General features: G+C 70.6%; 17 protein-coding genes. 12 read left to right on the forward strand and 5 right to left on the reverse strand.

Features of this window, described 5'->3' with window-relative positions; genetic code table 11:
• Positions 1–493: 493 nt before the first annotated feature.
• Complete coding sequence (locus ABTY62_RS22440; protein WP_352131202.1) at positions 494–1,522, forward strand: small ribosomal subunit Rsm22 family protein; 1,029 nt, start codon at positions 494–496, stop codon at positions 1,520–1,522.
• 13 nt (positions 1,523–1,535) lie between these two features.
• Here ABTY62_RS22440 and ABTY62_RS22445 read toward each other — a convergent pair whose 3' ends face one another.
• Together ABTY62_RS22445 and ABTY62_RS22450 are read right to left on the reverse strand one after the other, a co-directional pair.
• Positions 1,536–2,651, reverse strand: a complete 1,116-nt coding sequence (locus ABTY62_RS22445) for a serine hydrolase domain-containing protein (RefSeq protein WP_502997500.1) — start codon at positions 2,649–2,651, stop codon at positions 1,536–1,538.
• Entirely contained in the window at positions 2,618–3,928 is a 1,311-nt protein-coding gene (locus ABTY62_RS22450) for a multidrug effflux MFS transporter (RefSeq protein ID WP_352131204.1), read from the reverse strand. Before ABTY62_RS22450 ends, ABTY62_RS22445 begins: the two co-directional genes overlap by 34 nt.
• 99 nt (positions 3,929–4,027) lie before the next feature.
• Here ABTY62_RS22450 and ABTY62_RS22455 point away from each other — a divergent pair, with 99 nt between their 5' ends.
• The 8 genes from ABTY62_RS22455 to ABTY62_RS22490 all read left to right on the forward strand — a co-directional run bounded on the left by ABTY62_RS22455 (position 4,028) and on the right by ABTY62_RS22490 (position 9,417).
• Positions 4,028–5,026: a Gfo/Idh/MocA family protein gene (locus ABTY62_RS22455; protein WP_352131205.1), complete on the forward strand. Its 999-nt coding sequence runs from the start codon at positions 4,028–4,030 to the stop codon at positions 5,024–5,026.
• A 169-nt stretch (positions 5,027–5,195) separates the two neighbouring features.
• Complete coding sequence (locus tag ABTY62_RS22460) at positions 5,196–5,426, forward strand: hypothetical protein (protein ID WP_352131206.1); 231 nt, start codon at positions 5,196–5,198, stop codon at positions 5,424–5,426.
• Positions 5,404–5,916, forward strand: a complete 513-nt coding sequence (locus tag ABTY62_RS22465; protein ID WP_352131207.1) for a DUF6879 family protein — start codon at positions 5,404–5,406, stop codon at positions 5,914–5,916. The genes ABTY62_RS22460 and ABTY62_RS22465 overlap by 23 nt, the downstream gene beginning before the upstream one ends.
• Before the next feature lie 27 nt (positions 5,917–5,943).
• A complete protein-coding gene (locus tag ABTY62_RS22470; RefSeq protein ID WP_352131208.1) occupies positions 5,944–6,789 on the forward strand; it encodes a helix-turn-helix domain-containing protein in 846 nt (281 codons plus the stop codon).
• A gap of 123 nt (positions 6,790–6,912) precedes the next feature.
• Positions 6,913–7,362 (forward strand): hypothetical protein, encoded by a 450-nt coding sequence (locus tag ABTY62_RS22475; RefSeq protein ID WP_352131209.1) that lies wholly within the window; start codon positions 6,913–6,915, stop codon positions 7,360–7,362.
• A 119-nt stretch (positions 7,363–7,481) separates the two neighbouring features.
• A complete protein-coding gene (locus ABTY62_RS22480) occupies positions 7,482–8,039 on the forward strand; it encodes a DUF6875 domain-containing protein (RefSeq protein WP_352131413.1) in 558 nt (185 codons plus the stop codon).
• Entirely contained in the window at positions 8,039–8,965 is a 927-nt protein-coding gene (locus ABTY62_RS22485; protein WP_352131210.1) for a protein kinase domain-containing protein, read from the forward strand. The genes ABTY62_RS22480 and ABTY62_RS22485 overlap by 1 nt, the downstream gene beginning before the upstream one ends.
• Positions 8,962–9,417 (forward strand): GNAT family N-acetyltransferase, encoded by a 456-nt coding sequence (locus ABTY62_RS22490; protein WP_352131211.1) that lies wholly within the window; start codon positions 8,962–8,964, stop codon positions 9,415–9,417. The genes ABTY62_RS22485 and ABTY62_RS22490 overlap by 4 nt, the downstream gene beginning before the upstream one ends.
• A gap of 94 nt (positions 9,418–9,511) precedes the next feature.
• Here the strand turns inward: ABTY62_RS22490 and ABTY62_RS22495 are convergent, their stop codons facing one another.
• Complete coding sequence (locus ABTY62_RS22495) at positions 9,512–10,807, reverse strand: helix-turn-helix domain-containing protein (protein WP_352131212.1); 1,296 nt, start codon at positions 10,805–10,807, stop codon at positions 9,512–9,514.
• 486 nt (positions 10,808–11,293) lie between these two features.
• Between ABTY62_RS22495 and ABTY62_RS22500 the strand changes: the two genes are divergently transcribed.
• Positions 11,294–11,641 carry a hypothetical protein gene (locus ABTY62_RS22500; protein WP_352131213.1) on the forward strand — a complete coding sequence of 116 codons (348 nt, stop codon included), beginning with the start codon at positions 11,294–11,296 and terminating at the stop codon, positions 11,639–11,641.
• A gap of 20 nt (positions 11,642–11,661) precedes the next feature.
• Here ABTY62_RS22500 and ABTY62_RS22505 read toward each other — a convergent pair whose 3' ends face one another.
• Positions 11,662–11,814, reverse strand: coding sequence for a hypothetical protein (locus ABTY62_RS22505; RefSeq protein ID WP_352131214.1), 153 nt, complete (start codon positions 11,812–11,814; stop codon positions 11,662–11,664).
• A 358-nt stretch (positions 11,815–12,172) separates the two neighbouring features.
• Positions 12,173–13,795 (reverse strand): alkaline phosphatase D family protein, encoded by a 1,623-nt coding sequence (locus tag ABTY62_RS22510; RefSeq protein ID WP_352131215.1) that lies wholly within the window; start codon positions 13,793–13,795, stop codon positions 12,173–12,175.
• 258 nt (positions 13,796–14,053) lie between these two features.
• Between ABTY62_RS22510 and ABTY62_RS22515 the strand changes: the two genes are divergently transcribed.
• Both ABTY62_RS22515 and ABTY62_RS22520 read left to right on the forward strand, forming a co-directional pair.
• Complete coding sequence (locus ABTY62_RS22515; RefSeq protein ID WP_352131216.1) at positions 14,054–14,848, forward strand: SDR family oxidoreductase; 795 nt, start codon at positions 14,054–14,056, stop codon at positions 14,846–14,848.
• A gap of 210 nt (positions 14,849–15,058) precedes the next feature.
• Positions 15,059–15,751: a hypothetical protein gene (locus ABTY62_RS22520; protein WP_352131217.1), complete on the forward strand. Its 693-nt coding sequence runs from the start codon at positions 15,059–15,061 to the stop codon at positions 15,749–15,751.
• Positions 15,752–15,827 lie beyond the last annotated feature (76 nt).

Consider the following 15,827-nt stretch of genomic DNA (forward strand, 5'->3'; position numbering starts at 1 on the left):
CGGAGCTCAAGTGTCCGTCGAACCGAAGTCCGCCCCCGAACCGCCCGCCGAACGTCCCGAGTCGGACGTGGGCAGGCGTGTGCATGCGTTCCGACCGCGCGGCGGAGCCGCATATCGACAGGGGCTCGACAGGGGCTCGGCAGGAGCCGGGAAGGGGTGGGGCAGTCTCCGCCACGCGAAGGGGCACCGCCACGCGGAGAGGCACCGCCACGCGGAGAGGCACCGCCACGCGGAGAGGCACCGCCACGCGGAGAGGCACCGCCACGCGGAGAGGCACCGCCCCCGACCCCGGGGGTCTGGGGGCGGAGCCCCCAGTTTCGGGAAGGGGCGGGGTGGGGTAGGGCCCGCCGCAGGCGTCAAGATCCGCGGACAGGCCCGGGGCGCCCGGCGGCTGCGCGGCGGTGCCGCGCCCTGGGCCGGCCGTCTGCCAGCCCGGCAGGCGGGCACGCCCGGGGCAGACGTAGGCCGCCGCGCGGCCGGTAGAATTTGGTGGATGCACGCCCCCGCCCCCGAGGCCGCCCGCACGGGCGAGACGCTGCGCGCCGCGCTCGCCGGTCTGCTCGACGGGCTGCCGCCCCGGCAGGCCGCCCAGGCCACGGGGCGGCTGATCGAGAACTACCGGGGGCGCACCCCGACCGACGCGCCCGTGTTGCGCGACCGGTCCGATGTCGTCGCCTACGCCGCGTACCGGATGCCGGCGACCTTCGAGGCCGTGCGCTCCGCGCTCGCCGCCTTCCGCGCGGCCGCGCCGGAGTGGACCCCGGCCACGCATGTCGACATCGGCGGCGGCACCGGCGCGGCCACCTGGGCGACCGCCGCGGCCTGGCCGGACGGCGACCGCGACACCACCGTCCTGGACTGGGCCGAGCCCGCGCTCGCTCTCGGCCAGGAGCTGGCCCGCGGTGCGGAGGCCAAGGCGCTGCGGGAGGCGCGCTGGCAGCGCCGGGCCATCGGCGACGGCCTGGCTCTCCCCGATGCGACCGACCTGGTCACCGTCTCCTATGTGCTGGGCGAGCTCACCGAAGCCGACCGCCGTGCCGTCGTCGACGAGGCGGCCCGGGCCGCCTCGGCCGTCGTGCTGATCGAGCCCGGCACCCCGGACGGCTATCTGCGCATCCGCGAGGCGCGGGAGCGGCTGCTGGCGGCGGGGCTGCGGGTGCTGGCCCCGTGCCCGCACAGCGCGGAGTGCCCGATCGAGCCGGGCACGGACTGGTGCCACTTCGCGGCCCGGGTCAGCCGGTCGTCGCTGCACCGGCAGGTGAAGGGCGGTTCGCTGCCGTACGAGGACGAGAAGTTCGCGTACGTCGCGGCGGCCCGCTTCCCTGCCGCCCTCGCCACCCCCGCGGACGCCCGCGTCGTACGCCGCCCCCAGCTCCGCAAGGGCCAGGTGCTGCTCGACCTCTGTACCCAGGACGCGGGCCTGCGCCGCGAGACCGTCACCAAGCGCCAGGGCCCCCTCTACCGCGCGGCCCGCGACGCCGACTGGGGCGACGCCTGGCCCGAGGCGGACGACGGCGCCTGAGCGCCCCGCGCCCCTACCCCAGCGCCCGCGCCAGCGCCGTCCCCGCCGCCGCGCGCGGGGCGCTGTCGGCCGGGCGGCGGCGCGGGTGGACCGTGTTGGCCAGGAGGACCAGGAACGACGACGTGGCGCGGTCGAGCACCAGGCTGGTGCCGGTGAAGCCGGTGTGGCCCGCCGCGCCCCGGCCGGCCAACTCGCCCATGAACCAGGGCCGGTCGAGCTCGAACCCCAGCCCGGGCGGGGCCAGCATCAGGTCGACGGACTCCGGGCGCAGCACGGGCGGGCCCGTGCCGAGCAGGGCGCGGCACAGCAGGGTGAGGTCCGCGGCCGTGGAGAAGAGGCCCGCGTGGCCGGCGACGCCGCCCAGGGCGTAGGCGTTCTCGTCGTGGACGACGCCCCGCAGCATGCCGCGGTCGAGCTTGGCCCAGGGGCGCCGCTGGTCCTCGGTGGCGGCGATGCGGGGCAGCCAGGCGCGGGGCGGGCGGAAGCGGGTGGCGGTCATGTCGAGGGGGCCGGTGATGTCGTCGCGTACGAGGTGGTCGAGCGGGCGGCCGGCCACCCGCTCGACGACCCGCTGGAGCAGCAGGAAGTTGAGGTCGGAGTAGCGGCGGGCGGTGCCGGGCGGGGTGGCCGGGGGTTCGGCGCGCAGCCTGGCCAGCCGCTGTTCGTGCTCGTCGTAGTCGTACAGCGGGAGTTCGGGCAGCAGCCCGGAGGTGTGGGTGAGCAGCTGCCGCACGGTGATCCCGTGCTCGGCGGCGGCCGTGAACTCGGGGGCGTACCCGGCGACCCGGCCGTCCAGGTCGAGCTCGCCGCGCTCGACGCACCGCACGGCGACGATCGTGGTGAACAGCTTGGTGAGGGAGGCGAGGTCGAAGACGGTGTCCGGCTCCTGGCCCCGCCCGGCCCGCATCGGCACCCACCGCTCGCGCGGCAGCTCCACGCCGCGGTCCGTGGCCTCGTCGTACGTCGCGTACCGCACCGCCCAGCCGAAGGCCTTCTCGGCGAGGATCTCCGGGCCCTGCCCGGCGGCCACGACCACGCCGGCGCACCAGCGGCGCTCCCCCTCGGGAAGCGCCGCCACAGCTCGGATCAGCTCGTTCAGGTCGTCGTGCGCTGCTGCCACGGACGGCACAGTGCCACGAAGCAGACCACGGCCACCAGCGCACACACCAGCTGGACCACGGTCATCGGCACGGCCGTGTGCTCGCCCGCGATGCCCACCAGCGGGGAGGCGATCGCGCCGACGAGGAAGGAGGAGGTGCCCAGCAGCGCGGACGCGGAGCCGGCCGCGTGCTTGGTGCGCATCAGCGCCTGGGTGTTGGTGTTGGGCATGACCAGGCCCATCGCGGACATCAGCACGAACAGCCCGGCGGCGATCGGTACGAGGCCGACGTCGCCGAAGACCCCGGTGGCCATCAGGCACAGCGCGACGGCCGACAGGGTGATCGCGGCGAGGCCGACGGCCAGGGCCGCGTCCAGGCTGACCCGCCCGGCCAGCACCTTGCCGTTGAGCTGTCCGATGCCGACCAGGCCGATCGAGTTGATCCCGAAGAGCAGGCTGAAGGTCTGCGGGGAGGCGCCGTAGATCTCCTGGACGACGAAGGCGGAGCCGGACACATAGGCGAAGAGGGCGGCGAAGGCGAAGCTGCCCGCGAGCATGTAGCCGGTGAAGACGCGGTCGGCGAGCAGCCCGCGCATGGTGTGCAGCGCCTGGCCGACGCCGCCGCGGTGGCGCTGCTCGGGCGGCAGGGTCTCGTGCAGATAGCGCCAGACGACGAGGGTGAGCAGCACGCCGACGACGGTCAGCACGACGAAGACGCCGCGCCAGTCGGTGATGCGCAGGATCTGACCGCCGAGGAGGGGGCCGGCGACGGGCGCGACGCCGGAGATCAGCATGAGGGTCGAGAAGAAGCGGGCCATCTCGGCGCCGTCGTACAGGTCGCGGACGACCGCGCGGGAGATCACGATGCCCGCGGCCCCGGCGAGCCCCTGGAGCAGCCGGAAGGCGATCAGCAGCTCGACGTTGGGCGCGAAGGCGCAGATGGCGGTGGCGACGACGTAGATCACCATGCCGACGAGGAGGGGGCGGCGGCGCCCCCACTTGTCGCTCATGGGGCCCACGACCAGCTGGCCGAGCGCCATGCCCGCCAGACAGGCGGTGAGGGTGAGCTGGACGGTGGCGGCGGAGCTGCTCAGCGCGCCGGTGACCTCGGGCAGGGCCGGGAGGTACATGTCCATGGACAGCGGCGGGAGGGCGTTGAGCCCGCCGAGGACGAGGGTGACGATCAGACCGGCGCGGCGGGCGCTGCGCGGCGCGGGGCCCGGGGAAGGGGCGGCGGTGCGGGGGGTGGACTCGGGGAGGGATATGGATCTGTGGTCGGGGACGGTCGGGTGGCCTGACGGCGGCATTCAGCTCTCCGTGAGTTGTTGAGTCTTCTCTATGCTCTCAGCAATTCGTTGTGGTCATGACCGGCTTTTGTCCGGTGGGAGAGCGGAGTGGGCATGGGGATGGCCGAGAGTGTGCGGTGGGGGATTCTGGCGACGGGCGGGATCGCCGGGGCGTTCACGGCGGACCTGCTGGAGATGGCGGACGCCGAGGTGGTGGCCGTCGGCTCCCGCACCCAGGAGTCCGCCAAGCGTTTCGCCGAGCGGTTCGGGATACCGCGGGCGCACGGCAGTTGGGCGGAGCTGGCCGCCGACGAGGACGTGGACGTGGTGTACGTGGCCACCCCGCACTCGGCGCACCGCGAGGCGGCCGGGCTGTGCCTGGAGGCGGGGCGCGCGGTGCTGTGCGAGAAGCCGTTCACGCTCAATGTGCGGGAGGCCACCGAGCTGGTCGGGCTGGCGCGGGAACGTGGCCGCTTCCTGATGGAGGCGATGTGGACCTACTGCGACCCGGTCGTCCGGCGGATGGTCGAGTTGGTCCGCGACGGCGCGATCGGCGAGGTGCGGGCGGTGCAGGCGGACTTCGGGCTGGCCGGGCCGTTCGACCCCGGGCACCGGCTGCGCGACCCGGCGCAGGGCGGTGGCGCGCTGCTGGATCTGGGGGTGTACCCGGTGTCCTTCGCGCAGCTGCTGCTCGGCGAGCCCGACGACGTCCAGGCGCGGGCGCGGCTGACGCCGGAGGGCGTGGACGAGAACACCGGGATCCTGCTGGGCTGGGACAGCGGCGCGGTGGCGCTGCTGGGCTGCTCGCTCACCGCGGACACGCCGCAGACCGCCTCGGTGACCGGGTCGGCGGGCCGGATCGAGTTCCCGCGCGGCTTCTTCCACCCGGAGCGTTTTGTACTGCACCGGCCGGGGCGGGATCCGGAGGTGTTCGCGGCCCAAGGCACGGAGGGCGGCGCGCGCCGCTTCCAGCACGAGGCGGCGGAGGTGATGCGCTGTCTGCGGGCGGGCGAGACGGAGTCCCCGCTGGTGCCGCTGGACGGCAGCCTCGCGGTGATGCGAACGCTGGACGCGGCGCGCGAGCGGATCGGCGTGCGGTACGCCGCCGACGAGGGGTGAGGCGGGCAGGATGAGGCCCGCTGCGGCGTCCGGCGCCGCAGCCAGCCTCAGCGCCTGTGCATGTCAACTCCCGCGTCGCTGGCAAGTCTCGGCAAGTTCCTCGCTCCACGGAGCAGTCGCAGGCAAGCTGTGGCACAGAGAGACCGTTCCGGCATCCGAGGAGGACATCATGGCCCTGCGTAAGCTCGGTAAGGACCCAGAGAGTCCCAGCGGCGGCTCCCCCACCATCTACCTCGACGACGAGAAGGACAACTACCTCGTGCAGGGGTGGAAGGTGGAAGACGCCGAGCGACTCGGGCAGATGGACATTCCCGACCATGAGTCGGTGGTGGAAATCCCCCGGCGCATGGTGCAGTTCTTCTTGGAGGTGAAGAAGCATGACGAGGACCCCGACGTTTGAGGAACTGTTCCGCGACTGCCAGAGGACTGCGGTCCATCTGGAGATGCGCGACGCCTACATGAAGTCGGACCCGGCCTTCATCGACTGGAAGGCCAGCAAGGTCCTCGACCCCGCCCAGCGCTGGGCCGACTGGCACGCCATCGTCACGGAGGCGACCGCACGAGGCGTCGAGGTCCGGCGTGCCCGAGTCGTTTCGACGCCCGTCAGCGAGTACATCCGCTTCGAGTACGACGTGACGGACGGGCTAAATATCGCTGCCGGCGAAGACGTACGTTGGCTCTCCCGGCGCGGCGCGACCGACCTCGCACTTCCGGGCAACGACTTCTGGCTGTTCGATTCCGGCCTCGTCCTCGTCAACCACTTCGACGGTGAGGGCGAGAACATGGAGATGGAACTCACAGATGATCCGGAGGTGGCGAAGCTGTGCGAGTTTGCCTTCGAGGTTGTGTGGAAGCGGGCAACGCCTCACGCAGAGTTCGAGTTGGCCTGACAGACAGAACTGCATCTTCACACCGACATGACATCGCCATCTTCGAGTGTGCAGGAAGCCCGCAAGGCGCTCGGACAGCGCCTGGGGGAGATTCGGCAAGCGGCCAGTCTCACCAAGCGAGCCCTGGCCAACAGTCTGGGTTGGCATGAGTCGAAGGCTTCGCGCTTCGAGAGCGGCACCCGCGCGCCCTCGGAGCGCGACCTTCGCGATTGGTGTTCCGCGTGCGACGCGGAGAGTGAAACAGAAGATCTCATCTCGACAGCCCGCGGAATCGAGGGCATGTATGTCGAGTGGCGCAAGATGGAGCGCAACGGGCTCAAGTGGGCCCAAGAATCTGTTATCCCTCTCTGGGAGCGCACGCAGCGGTTCCGCATCTATTCACCATGGCTCATTCCCGGCCCAGTGCAAACGACCTCATACATCACCGCGCTTCTGGCCTCCATTCGTAATCGCCGCGGGCTCATCGATGATGTGCCGGCGGCCGTCAGGGTGCGCTTCGAGAAACAGCAGGTCGTGTACGGCAATCACACGTTCGCCATTCTCCTGGAAGAGAGCGCGCTCCGATATCGCATCGGAAGCACAGACGTGATGGCCGGACAACTCGGCTATCTTCTCAGCGCTATGGCGCTCCCCTCGGTGAGCATCGGCATCATTCCCCAGGACGCGGACCGTTCAACGCTGTGGCCCGTCGAGGGCTTCTTCCTGTACGACGATGAGGCAGTGAACGTCGAACTCGTCTCGGCCCACCTCACAGTTGTCCAGCGGCACGAACTTGCCATGTATGCCGATACGTTCAGCGCGCTGACCGAACTTGCAGTCCATGGTCCAGCTGCGCGTGAAATCATCACCACAGCCATCGAATCTCTAGAGTGAATGCCGGGCAAGTTCCGGCACACTCGTGGAGCCTCACTTCCCCCCGCTTTAGCTTTATTGGCACGGCTGCAATCGTGCTCCGGAGGGCGCAGCGCATTAGTCGTCACCAACGAAGGGAAAGCTATGCTCCACACCAAGGAACAGCCGTCCCGGCCGGACGGCGCCGAGCTCGACGAGCTCGGGAAGTTCTTCACCCTCTACGCCGAGCGGCAGGCCCGCGGCGACGACCGCGTCATGCCGATGTTCTCGGCCCGCATCGACGCCGCGTGGCACCGGCTCAACACACACCCGGCCGCCCTGGCCGCGTTCAGCGAACGGCACGCGGGCATGCCCGTCGGTCACGCACCGCTCAAGGGCTCCGGCCGCGTGAACTGGATCGAGGAGTACGCGGCCCGCTTCGGCACACTGCCCGCAGTGTGGTTCGCCGACGCATCGGGGTGGGTCGACACCGACGCCCTCGGCCGGTACGAGCGCACCGGGACTGTGGTCACCAACTGGGACTGCTCGCCGGTACCCGGAGACGGTGGCGACGTGGCGAAGCCTGCCCGGCCCGCAACCGCCCGGCGGCGGTGAGTGAGTCCGCGGCAGGGCCCCGGCCGAACTCCATCGGGGTCCTGCCCTCATTCGGGGTGCTGGATCAGGTGAGCGCCGGCGATGCGTCGGCTGTGGGGCTGGCCGCGTACGCGGAAGCCGTGGCGGGGAACTGCCCGTATCTGGCGCCGTCGATACGCGCCGGACAGACGCGGTGGGTGCGCTACCAGCCCACCTGTGGCGCCGACATGGACGCCGTCGAGGCGGGAGTGTTCGGCGCTGCGGTTGACGCTGCCGAGCACGTGCGAGCCCGGCGAGGCAGCGGTGCCCGATTAGCGTGCGTCGTTGTCGCCTTCGAGCTGAGCCCGCATGCGGGGATTCGAGTCCTCCCGTGGCCACACTGGGCCTTGAAAGCCGCGTACGCCCCGGTCGGGGTCATGGTGGGGAAGTTCTGGCAGCGGCGGTCGGACATCGATCGGAGGGGGCGGCCCGTCGCTGCTGCACCTCTTCCGCTACTCGCACTGCGGGCGGCAGTCCCAGCCATGGACGGCCGCCTCTTGCCCCGCACGCCTCACCTGGCCCACGTCATCACCGACTCGGAGGACGATCGCCGGGACGTATTCGCCCCGGCGGGCGGGCTTGGCGAGGAGGCATGCGCGGCGTGGCCGCGGGTGCGATCCTGGGCGGCTCATCGGCTTGAGACAAGGGGAACGCTGTGATGCACAGCTCAGAGCAGTGGCCGGCCCCCGTGGGGGCGCTAGCCGCGCATCTGGCGGACCGCGGCGAGCAGATCGCCGAGGTCCGGCAGGTGTCGGAACGGCGCGGCTCAAGAGCGTGGAAGGTGGCGACGACCGGCAACGCATACGCCCTGAAGGCGAACACCGAAGAGGACTACGAGGGACGGGACCAGCGCGCCGAACTCAAGCGGGAAGAAGGGGTCATTGCCGAGCTTGGCCGGCTCGGTGCTGTGCCTGTCGGCTACCTCGTCGGTGCGGGTGAATGCGAGTCCGGCCGGTGGCTTGCGGTGACCTGGGCGCCCGGCGGCCCGATGTGGCACGCCCTCTCCCTGGCCCGTACCGATGACACGCCATACACTCGTCACCTCCTGCTCGCATGTGCGCGGTCGATGGCTGCCGCCGCGGCGTCCATGCACAGGGCCGGGTGGGTACATGCCGATATCCAGCCCACGAACACGCTGGTGACACGGGACGGCTCGGCGACGCTGATCGACTATGCCTTGGCGTGTGGCCCGGTGGCGGATGGGCTGCCCGACCTCGAGACCGGTCGTACGCCTTACCGAGGCGCCTTGACCCACACCACCGCGCCGGAGATTGCCGCCGCTGTTCTGGGTACGGTCGACACAGTCCATATCGCGCCGACAGCGGCGGCTGATGTGTGGGCGTTGGGCGCGTCGCTGTTCTGGTGCTGGACCGGACACCGGCCGGTGCCGTACCAGGAACCCGAAGGACCACGGGAAGGGAAGCTGCGGGATATCGCCGAGGGGCACACGCTCGATTTCGCCACCGTCCGCCCGTGGCCATTCCCCGGATTCGAGGAGATCGTCGCCGGGTGCCTTCATCCGGACCCCGACAAGCGGCCGGCCTCCGCCGACCTCATCACCGCCATAGAGAGAGCAGGCCGGTGAACCCACGCCGCGCCACCGGCGACGATGCGCCGGAGCTCGCGCGACTGCGCCGCGTGATGTTCGCCGCTCTCGGCCCCGTACCCCACGGACCATGGTTCCAGAAGAGTGCAGCCGCCTTCGCTGACCGCCTTGAGTACGACCCGGCGTTCGCCGCCTTCGTCATCGATGACGGGGCAGGGCGGTTGCTGTCCTGTGCGATTGGTACGTACACCCCGCTCTTGCCCAGCCCCCGCACAAGGGCGGCGAACATCGGTCACGTCCTGTCCGTCGCCACCGATCCCGGGCACCGTAGCCACGGTCACGCCCGTGCGTGCATCGTCGCGGTCATGGGCTGGCTCGCTGAGCGGGACTGCGGGCACGTCCAGTTACGCGCTTCCCCCGAAGGGCAGTCTCTCTACGCCGGACTCGGGTTCACGATCACGAACGATGTCTTCATGATCTGGTGCCCATGAAACTGCGCAGGACCAGGACCACCCTGGTCGTGTTCTTTTCGGGGTGCACCGAAACCGCGCTGAACTCCGGGTTCGGAGACTTGAAGAGGCGGCCCTACGACCCGAGCGCGGTTTGTGCTCCGGCAGCGATGTGGGTCACCTGCTCGCGGAACTCCTGAGAAAGGGACTCGCGCGGGTATCGCTGCTCTAGTTCGTCGGTGAGTTCCCCGGCAACCATGAGCAAGGAGGGCAGAGACTTCCGTGAGGTCTGGAGCGCACACCCCGCGACAGAGACAGCCTCTTCCAGCTCGCCGGACCGGGCGGCGGCGACACCAAGCGTGAGCCGGGCCTCCGCCACACGCATGGGCGAGATCTCAGTACCGTCCGGCGCGGTCCCCAACCGTACGACTTCCTGAGCGTGAACGGTCGCGCGCTCGTCGTCGCCGAGCATCCGGTAGGCATCCATCTCATAGAAGTCCCACTTGTCGGGATCGATGACGAAATGGTGTTCGCGGTGCTCTGGTCGGGGCAGCCGTTCAAGTCGGGCTCGTCCGGCGTCGAGGGCGGCGCGGACCTGGTTTGCGTCGCCCATGCGGGCGTATGCCTTGGCGCCCTGCGCGTACAGCTGCACGCCAATGCTGTGCGTGGAGTCGGACTGGTGCCCCGCGCTGACACAGTCGATCACATCGGCATATCGCCCCTGGGTGAGGGCAAACCATGCGCCGAGTTCCCACGACCATGCCGTGATCTCGCCGTGTCCGGTCTCCTGACCGATACGCAGAGCTGCGGCCCGGCTCAGTTCCGCGGCCTGGCGTTGCCCCATGTCGTATTCGAGGCAACCGCCAAGCAGGAACAACCATCCTGCGGATACGAGAAGTTCGCGGTGCTGGGCCAGCGTGGCGCGGCCCTGCAACATGTCAGTGACATGACGAATGCCCGCACGAGTCTGGTGGTGAAGTTGATCAGCGGCCAGGTAGGGATAGGCGCGGCACAACTGGTCGATCGCCTCGGCGATCATGTCCAGGTCTGCCGGTCCGACATCCGTAGCGTGCGTGCGGCGTGCCAATTCTGCGACCTCCCACAGCGCGGGCTCTGGGGTCAGCATGCCTGACGTCGCGGGAGGTCTCAACGCGGGGGCGGTCACACTCGATGTGGAGGACGATTCCCATGGGCGGGGCGCCAGCCCGATCATTCCGCCGGGAATCCGCAAGGCGTCAGCGATTTCCTCGATCTTCGCCAGGGACGTGATCCGTGCATCACCTCGTGCGATGGTGCCCACGCGTTCCGGCTTGATGCCGCACGCTTCGCCGATCTGGTTGTAGCTGATGCCGCCCCACTTACGGGCGAGCCGAAAAACCGTGCCGAAATCTCGTGCCGCGAGGGCGCTTCGTACGTCGTCGCGTTCAAGCACCCTAGGCGGCAGAGCGGTTGACGGGGTTACGTGCTGCATCTCCTGAAAGCCCCCGGCGCTCGGCGGAATGCAAGGTGATCTGAGGCCGAGTCTACCCACGGTGGGTCTACCCATCAGGGGGTAACGCGCAGGCCACACGAACGGTGACGCTGGGAGATCAAGACCCCCGCGACGTTGCTGCGTCCGGGGGCGTGGCCAACGCTGCAAAGGAGCGTCAACAATGCGGAACACTACCGCCCGATTTGTGGAATGGCTGTTACAGCTGCTGCTGCCTGCTCCAGGGCGGCATCAGGCCGTTGGAATCCGGCCAGACGTCCAGCGCCCGGATACGCCGACGGTTCACCTGACGCCTGTCCCCCTGACTCACGTATGGCTGCCGCATGGCCCGGACGTCCCGGGAACGGGTCTTGTCCGGCCTTACGTGGTCGCGCACGAGCGGCAGCGGCGAGGTGGGGCCGTCGGGTACGGCTCGAAGGCGGTGGCGACATGAGCACACAGCCTCGTCTGCTGCCGTGGCCGAACTCGGCCGGCAAGCGCTGCTATCTCGTGACGGACGACGACGGCAACAGTCGTCTGTCGAGGCTCGCCGATGAGATGGAGGCAGTTCAGCTCAGGGCGGGCGCCGAACTGCTCGGCCACGCGAGTCAGATGCTCGGCGACCACAAGGCGGGCGAGAGGGAACTGCGGTTCCTCGCGAAGTGCCTGTGCGAGGCGCTGCGCGACGCGTTGCGGGTCGCCGAGAGTCGAGGCGGGCGGCTGCCTGCCCGTTCCGACGGCGAGCCGCACGAGGGCACGGACGGCGTTCCGGAGCCCGAGAGGGGAGCGTGCGAATGAGCCGAGCCCACTCAGGTGCGTCAGCGGAATGGCAGGTCGGTCCTGTCCCTGGGCGCGGTCTGCGCCGTGAGCGAGACGGACACCTCGCGCTGCCGCTTCAGGTAGTCCGCTCCGGGCAGCACCTCGCCCTCACATCGCTGGTGCTGAGCGTGGCCGAGGCGGAGCAACTGCACGCCGCCCTGTGCTACGCGCTGGGTACTGAGCCTGCGCCTACTGACGCGCCGGAGTGCCGCGAGCCGATCCACTATCCCGGCGGCCGACTGCGGTACTGAGGTCGGCCCCAGCGGACTGCATGCGCAACAACTGCAAAGGTAACGCCGGACCACCCCTGTGCCTGGACAGCTTGCGGGGTGGTCCGGCTGGGATCGATCACGAACTTCGTCGAGCTGCCTCAGCGCCGGGGTCACCGCTCGCCCAGTGGCCTTGCGGCGATCGCGCCCGAAGACGGCACCGCCTGAATTGGCGGTGCCGTCCTCCGCCTGCGGCCGACGCTGCGGCGTAGGTTTCGTCGGCCGGTTCAGGCAGTGGCCGTCAGACCTCCTGGAGGCCGGGGTTGCCCGCCTCGCTGACGAAGGACGCGGCGGTGGTGACCGGCGCGCCCGGCGTGGTGACCGCGGGGACCGTCTTGTAGTCGGCCCGGACCGCTTCGCCGTCCAGGGTGACCGTCACATAGCCGCGGCGGCCGTTGTAGAACTTCATGTGCGGGTTGGCCGCCATGTACGTGGCCCAGTTGGCGGGCTTGTCGGCGCCGTCCTTGCCGCTGGTGATGGAGGTGCCGACGAACTCCACGCCCAGGGTGCGGGACGCGGTGTCGTTGAAGTCCTTCTTGATGTCGAACGCGTAGTGGACGTGGACATCGCCGGTGAGGACGACGAAGTTCTCGATCCCGGCCGCCTCGACGCCCGCGAGGATCCGCTCGCGGGAGGCGGGGTAGCCGTCCCAGGAGTCCATGCTCAGCTTGGAGGTGGCGGCGGTGGTGTTCTTCCGCTGCGAGAAGGTGACCTGCTGCGGGAGGACGTTCCAGGTGGCCCTGGAGCGCCGGAAGCCGTCGAGCAGCCAGCGCTCCTGGGCGGCGCCGGTGAGGGTGCGCGACGGGTCCTCGGACTCGGGCCCGGGGTACTGCCAGCCGTCCCCGTAGGCCTGGTTGGAGCGGTACTGGCGGGTGTCGAGGATATCGAACTGGGCGAGCCTGCCGTAGTGGAAGCGGCGGTAGAGCCGCATGTCGGGGCCGTCGGGCCGCTGGGGCATGCGCAGCGGCATGTTCTCCCAGTACGCGCGGTAGGCGGCGGCCCGGCGGATCAGGAACTCCTCCGGCGGGGTCCCGTTCTCGTCGGTGTCGCCCGCGTAGTTGTTCTCGGTCTCGTGGTCGTCCCAGGTGACGTACCAGGGGAAGGCGGCGTGCGCGGCCTGAAGGTCCTCGTCGGACTTGTAGAGGGCGTAGCGCAGCCGGTACTGGTCGAGGGTGACGGTCTCGGTGTTGAAGACGGCGGGCAGGGTGCGGTCGGTGTAGTTGCGCGCGCCGCCGACCGCGTTGACCGCGTACTCGTACTGGTAGTCGCCGACGTGGAAGACGGCGTCCAGGTCCTCGTCGGCCAGGTGGCCGAAGGCAGTGAAGTAGCCGTCTTGGTACGACTGGCAGGAGACCAGGCCGAAGCGGCCCTCGCGGACGTGGGCGCCGGTGGCGGGGGCGGTGCGGGTGCGGCCGGCGGGGCTGGTGAAGTGGCCGGCGCGGAAGCGATACCAGTAGACGCGATCGGCGTCGAGGCCCCTGGCGTCGATGTGCACGGCGTAGTTGAACTCGGCGAAGGCACCGGTGGTGCCCCGGCGGACCACGCGTCTGAAGCGGTCGTCGTGGGCGATCTCCCAGTCGACGCGCACGAAGCCCTCGTCGGGCAGCCCGCTGCCGGGCTCGTACGGGCGCGGGGCGAGCCTGGTCCACAGCACGACGGAGTCCGGCAGCGGGTCGCCGGAGGCCACGCCGAGGGTGAAGGGGTCCTCGGTGAGGGAGTGCGGGGTCCGGTCGGTGGCCTGGGCGCTGGGCAGGTTCGTGGTGAAGGCGATGGCCGCGGCGGCCCCGGTGACGGTGAGGAAGCGGCGGCGGCCCAGGCGCGCTGCCGCGGCTCGTATGGCCTGCTGATGCGGGTGGTGTGCCATCTTGGCTCTCCCCTGGCTCGTGGCGTCCGGCTGGTGGTGTCTCTCGTGGCATCCGGCTGGTCGTGCCCGGCGGGTGGTGATGGGGGTGGCGTCTGGGGGGTGGCTTCAGAGGCATTGCACGGGCAGAGGGCGGCCCAGCGCTAGCCTGTACACGTCATTCAGATGTCGGACCGGTGAGTTCCGCATCGGGATGGGGCGTTTGGCGCGATCTGCCGCCGCCCCGTGGGGCGTTGACGCCGTGCCGTACGCTGCGGACCCATGAGCGAGAGCGGTGGCGCGGTGCGCGCGTCGGAGGCGTCGGTCACCTCGAAGGTCGCGGTGGTGACCGGCGCGGGGTCCGGCATCGGCCGGGCGGTGGCCCTCGAACTCGCCGACGCGGGCTGGTCGGTGGCCCTGGCCGGGCGCCGCCGGGAGGCCCTCGCGGAGACGGCGCGGCTGGCGGGCCGGGACGGGGCGGTGGCCGCGATACCCACCGATGTGGCCCGCCCGGAGCAGGTCGACGCGCTGTTCGCGGCGGTACGGGACCGCTTCGGCCGCCTCGATCTGCTGTTCAACAACGCGGGCGGGTTCGGTCCGCGGAATGTGCCGCTGGACGAGCTGAGCCATGAGGACTGGCAGGCGGTGGTCGACACCAATCTGACCGGCGCGTTCCTGTGCGCGCAGGCCGCGTTCCGCCTGATGCGCGGACAGGACCCCCAGGGCGGCCGGATCATCAACAACGGCTCGGTCTCGGCGCACGCGCCACGGCCGCGGAGCGTCGCCTACACGGCGACCAAGCACGCCGTGACCGGGCTGACCAAGTCCCTCTCGCTGGACGGGCGCCCCTACAACATCGCCTGCGGGCAGATCGACATCGGCAACGCGGCCACCGAGATGACGCAGCGGATGACCGCCGGTGTCCCGCAGGCGAACGGGGAGACCGCGGCCGAGCCGGTGATGGACGCCGCCGACGTGGCTCGTACGGTACGGCACATGGCGTCGCTGCCACTGGAGGCGAACGTGCAGTTCGCGACCGTGATGGCGACGGCCATGCCGTTCATCGGCCGGGGCTGACGGGCGAAAGTTCGTCACCACGCGTACTTATCCAGCCACTTGATCAGATAATGCGATCAAGTGTCGATTTCACCCCATAGGGTCATACGGAGTCAGCCGGCCATAGCCCCCTGGGGCGCCCCCTGGGCTGTTCGCAGACACGTTCGTATGGCAGGGTCGTCTCCCACCCGCGCCGCCCACCATGCCGCTCACGACCGAAGAGAGACCGCCGTGCGTTCTCTGCCGCTCACGCTCGGCGCCCGCCTGCTGCCGGTCGCCCTACTCGCCGCCGCGGGCGTGGCCATGACGACCACCCCCGACTCCGAGGCGCGCCCCAAGCCCTCCGCCCAGTCGCCGCGCCCGTCCACGAGCGCGCCCTCGGCCCCCTCCTCCGGCGCCCCGGTGGACGGGTCCTCCGGCGCGCCGGTGGACGGACAGGGCGACGACACCGCCGCGGCGCGCTACCCCAAGCCCCCGGCCAAGCCCTGCGCCACCCTCCCGGCCGGCACGGTCAAGGACCTGGTGCCGGGCGCCCCGGCGGCCGGCGCCGTGCTCACCACGAGCGATGCCACGCGCCGCTCGGGCTGCTCCTGGCACGCGCTGAGCGGCTTCGACTACCGCTGGCTGGACATCACCTACGACGTGTCGGCCGCCGCGGCCACGCGCGCCCGCTCCGAGCAGGGCGACGGCCCCAGCACCGACGTGCCCGGCCTCGGCGACCAGGCGTCGGTCAGCCTGAACCTCACCACCGACGACAAGCAGCGGATACGCGAGGCGGTCGTGGTCGCGCGCCGGGCCAACGCGGTGGTCACCGTGACCTACAACGGGGGCGACTTCGAGACACAGGAGGCCGCGGGCGCCGACGAGATACGCCAGGGCGCGCTCACCGCGGCGAAGAAGGCCCTCTCCGCGCTGGACGGCTGAACCCCGGCGCACACCGTGCGCGACGATCCCCTACCAGGGGTAACCACGCGCCCCCTCGGTATTGTTCGAACAGGCA

Origin of the sequence: Streptomyces sp. NPDC097640 (assembly GCF_040302705.1) — a bacterium.
Classification (GTDB): domain Bacteria; phylum Actinomycetota; class Actinomycetes; order Streptomycetales; family Streptomycetaceae; genus Streptomyces.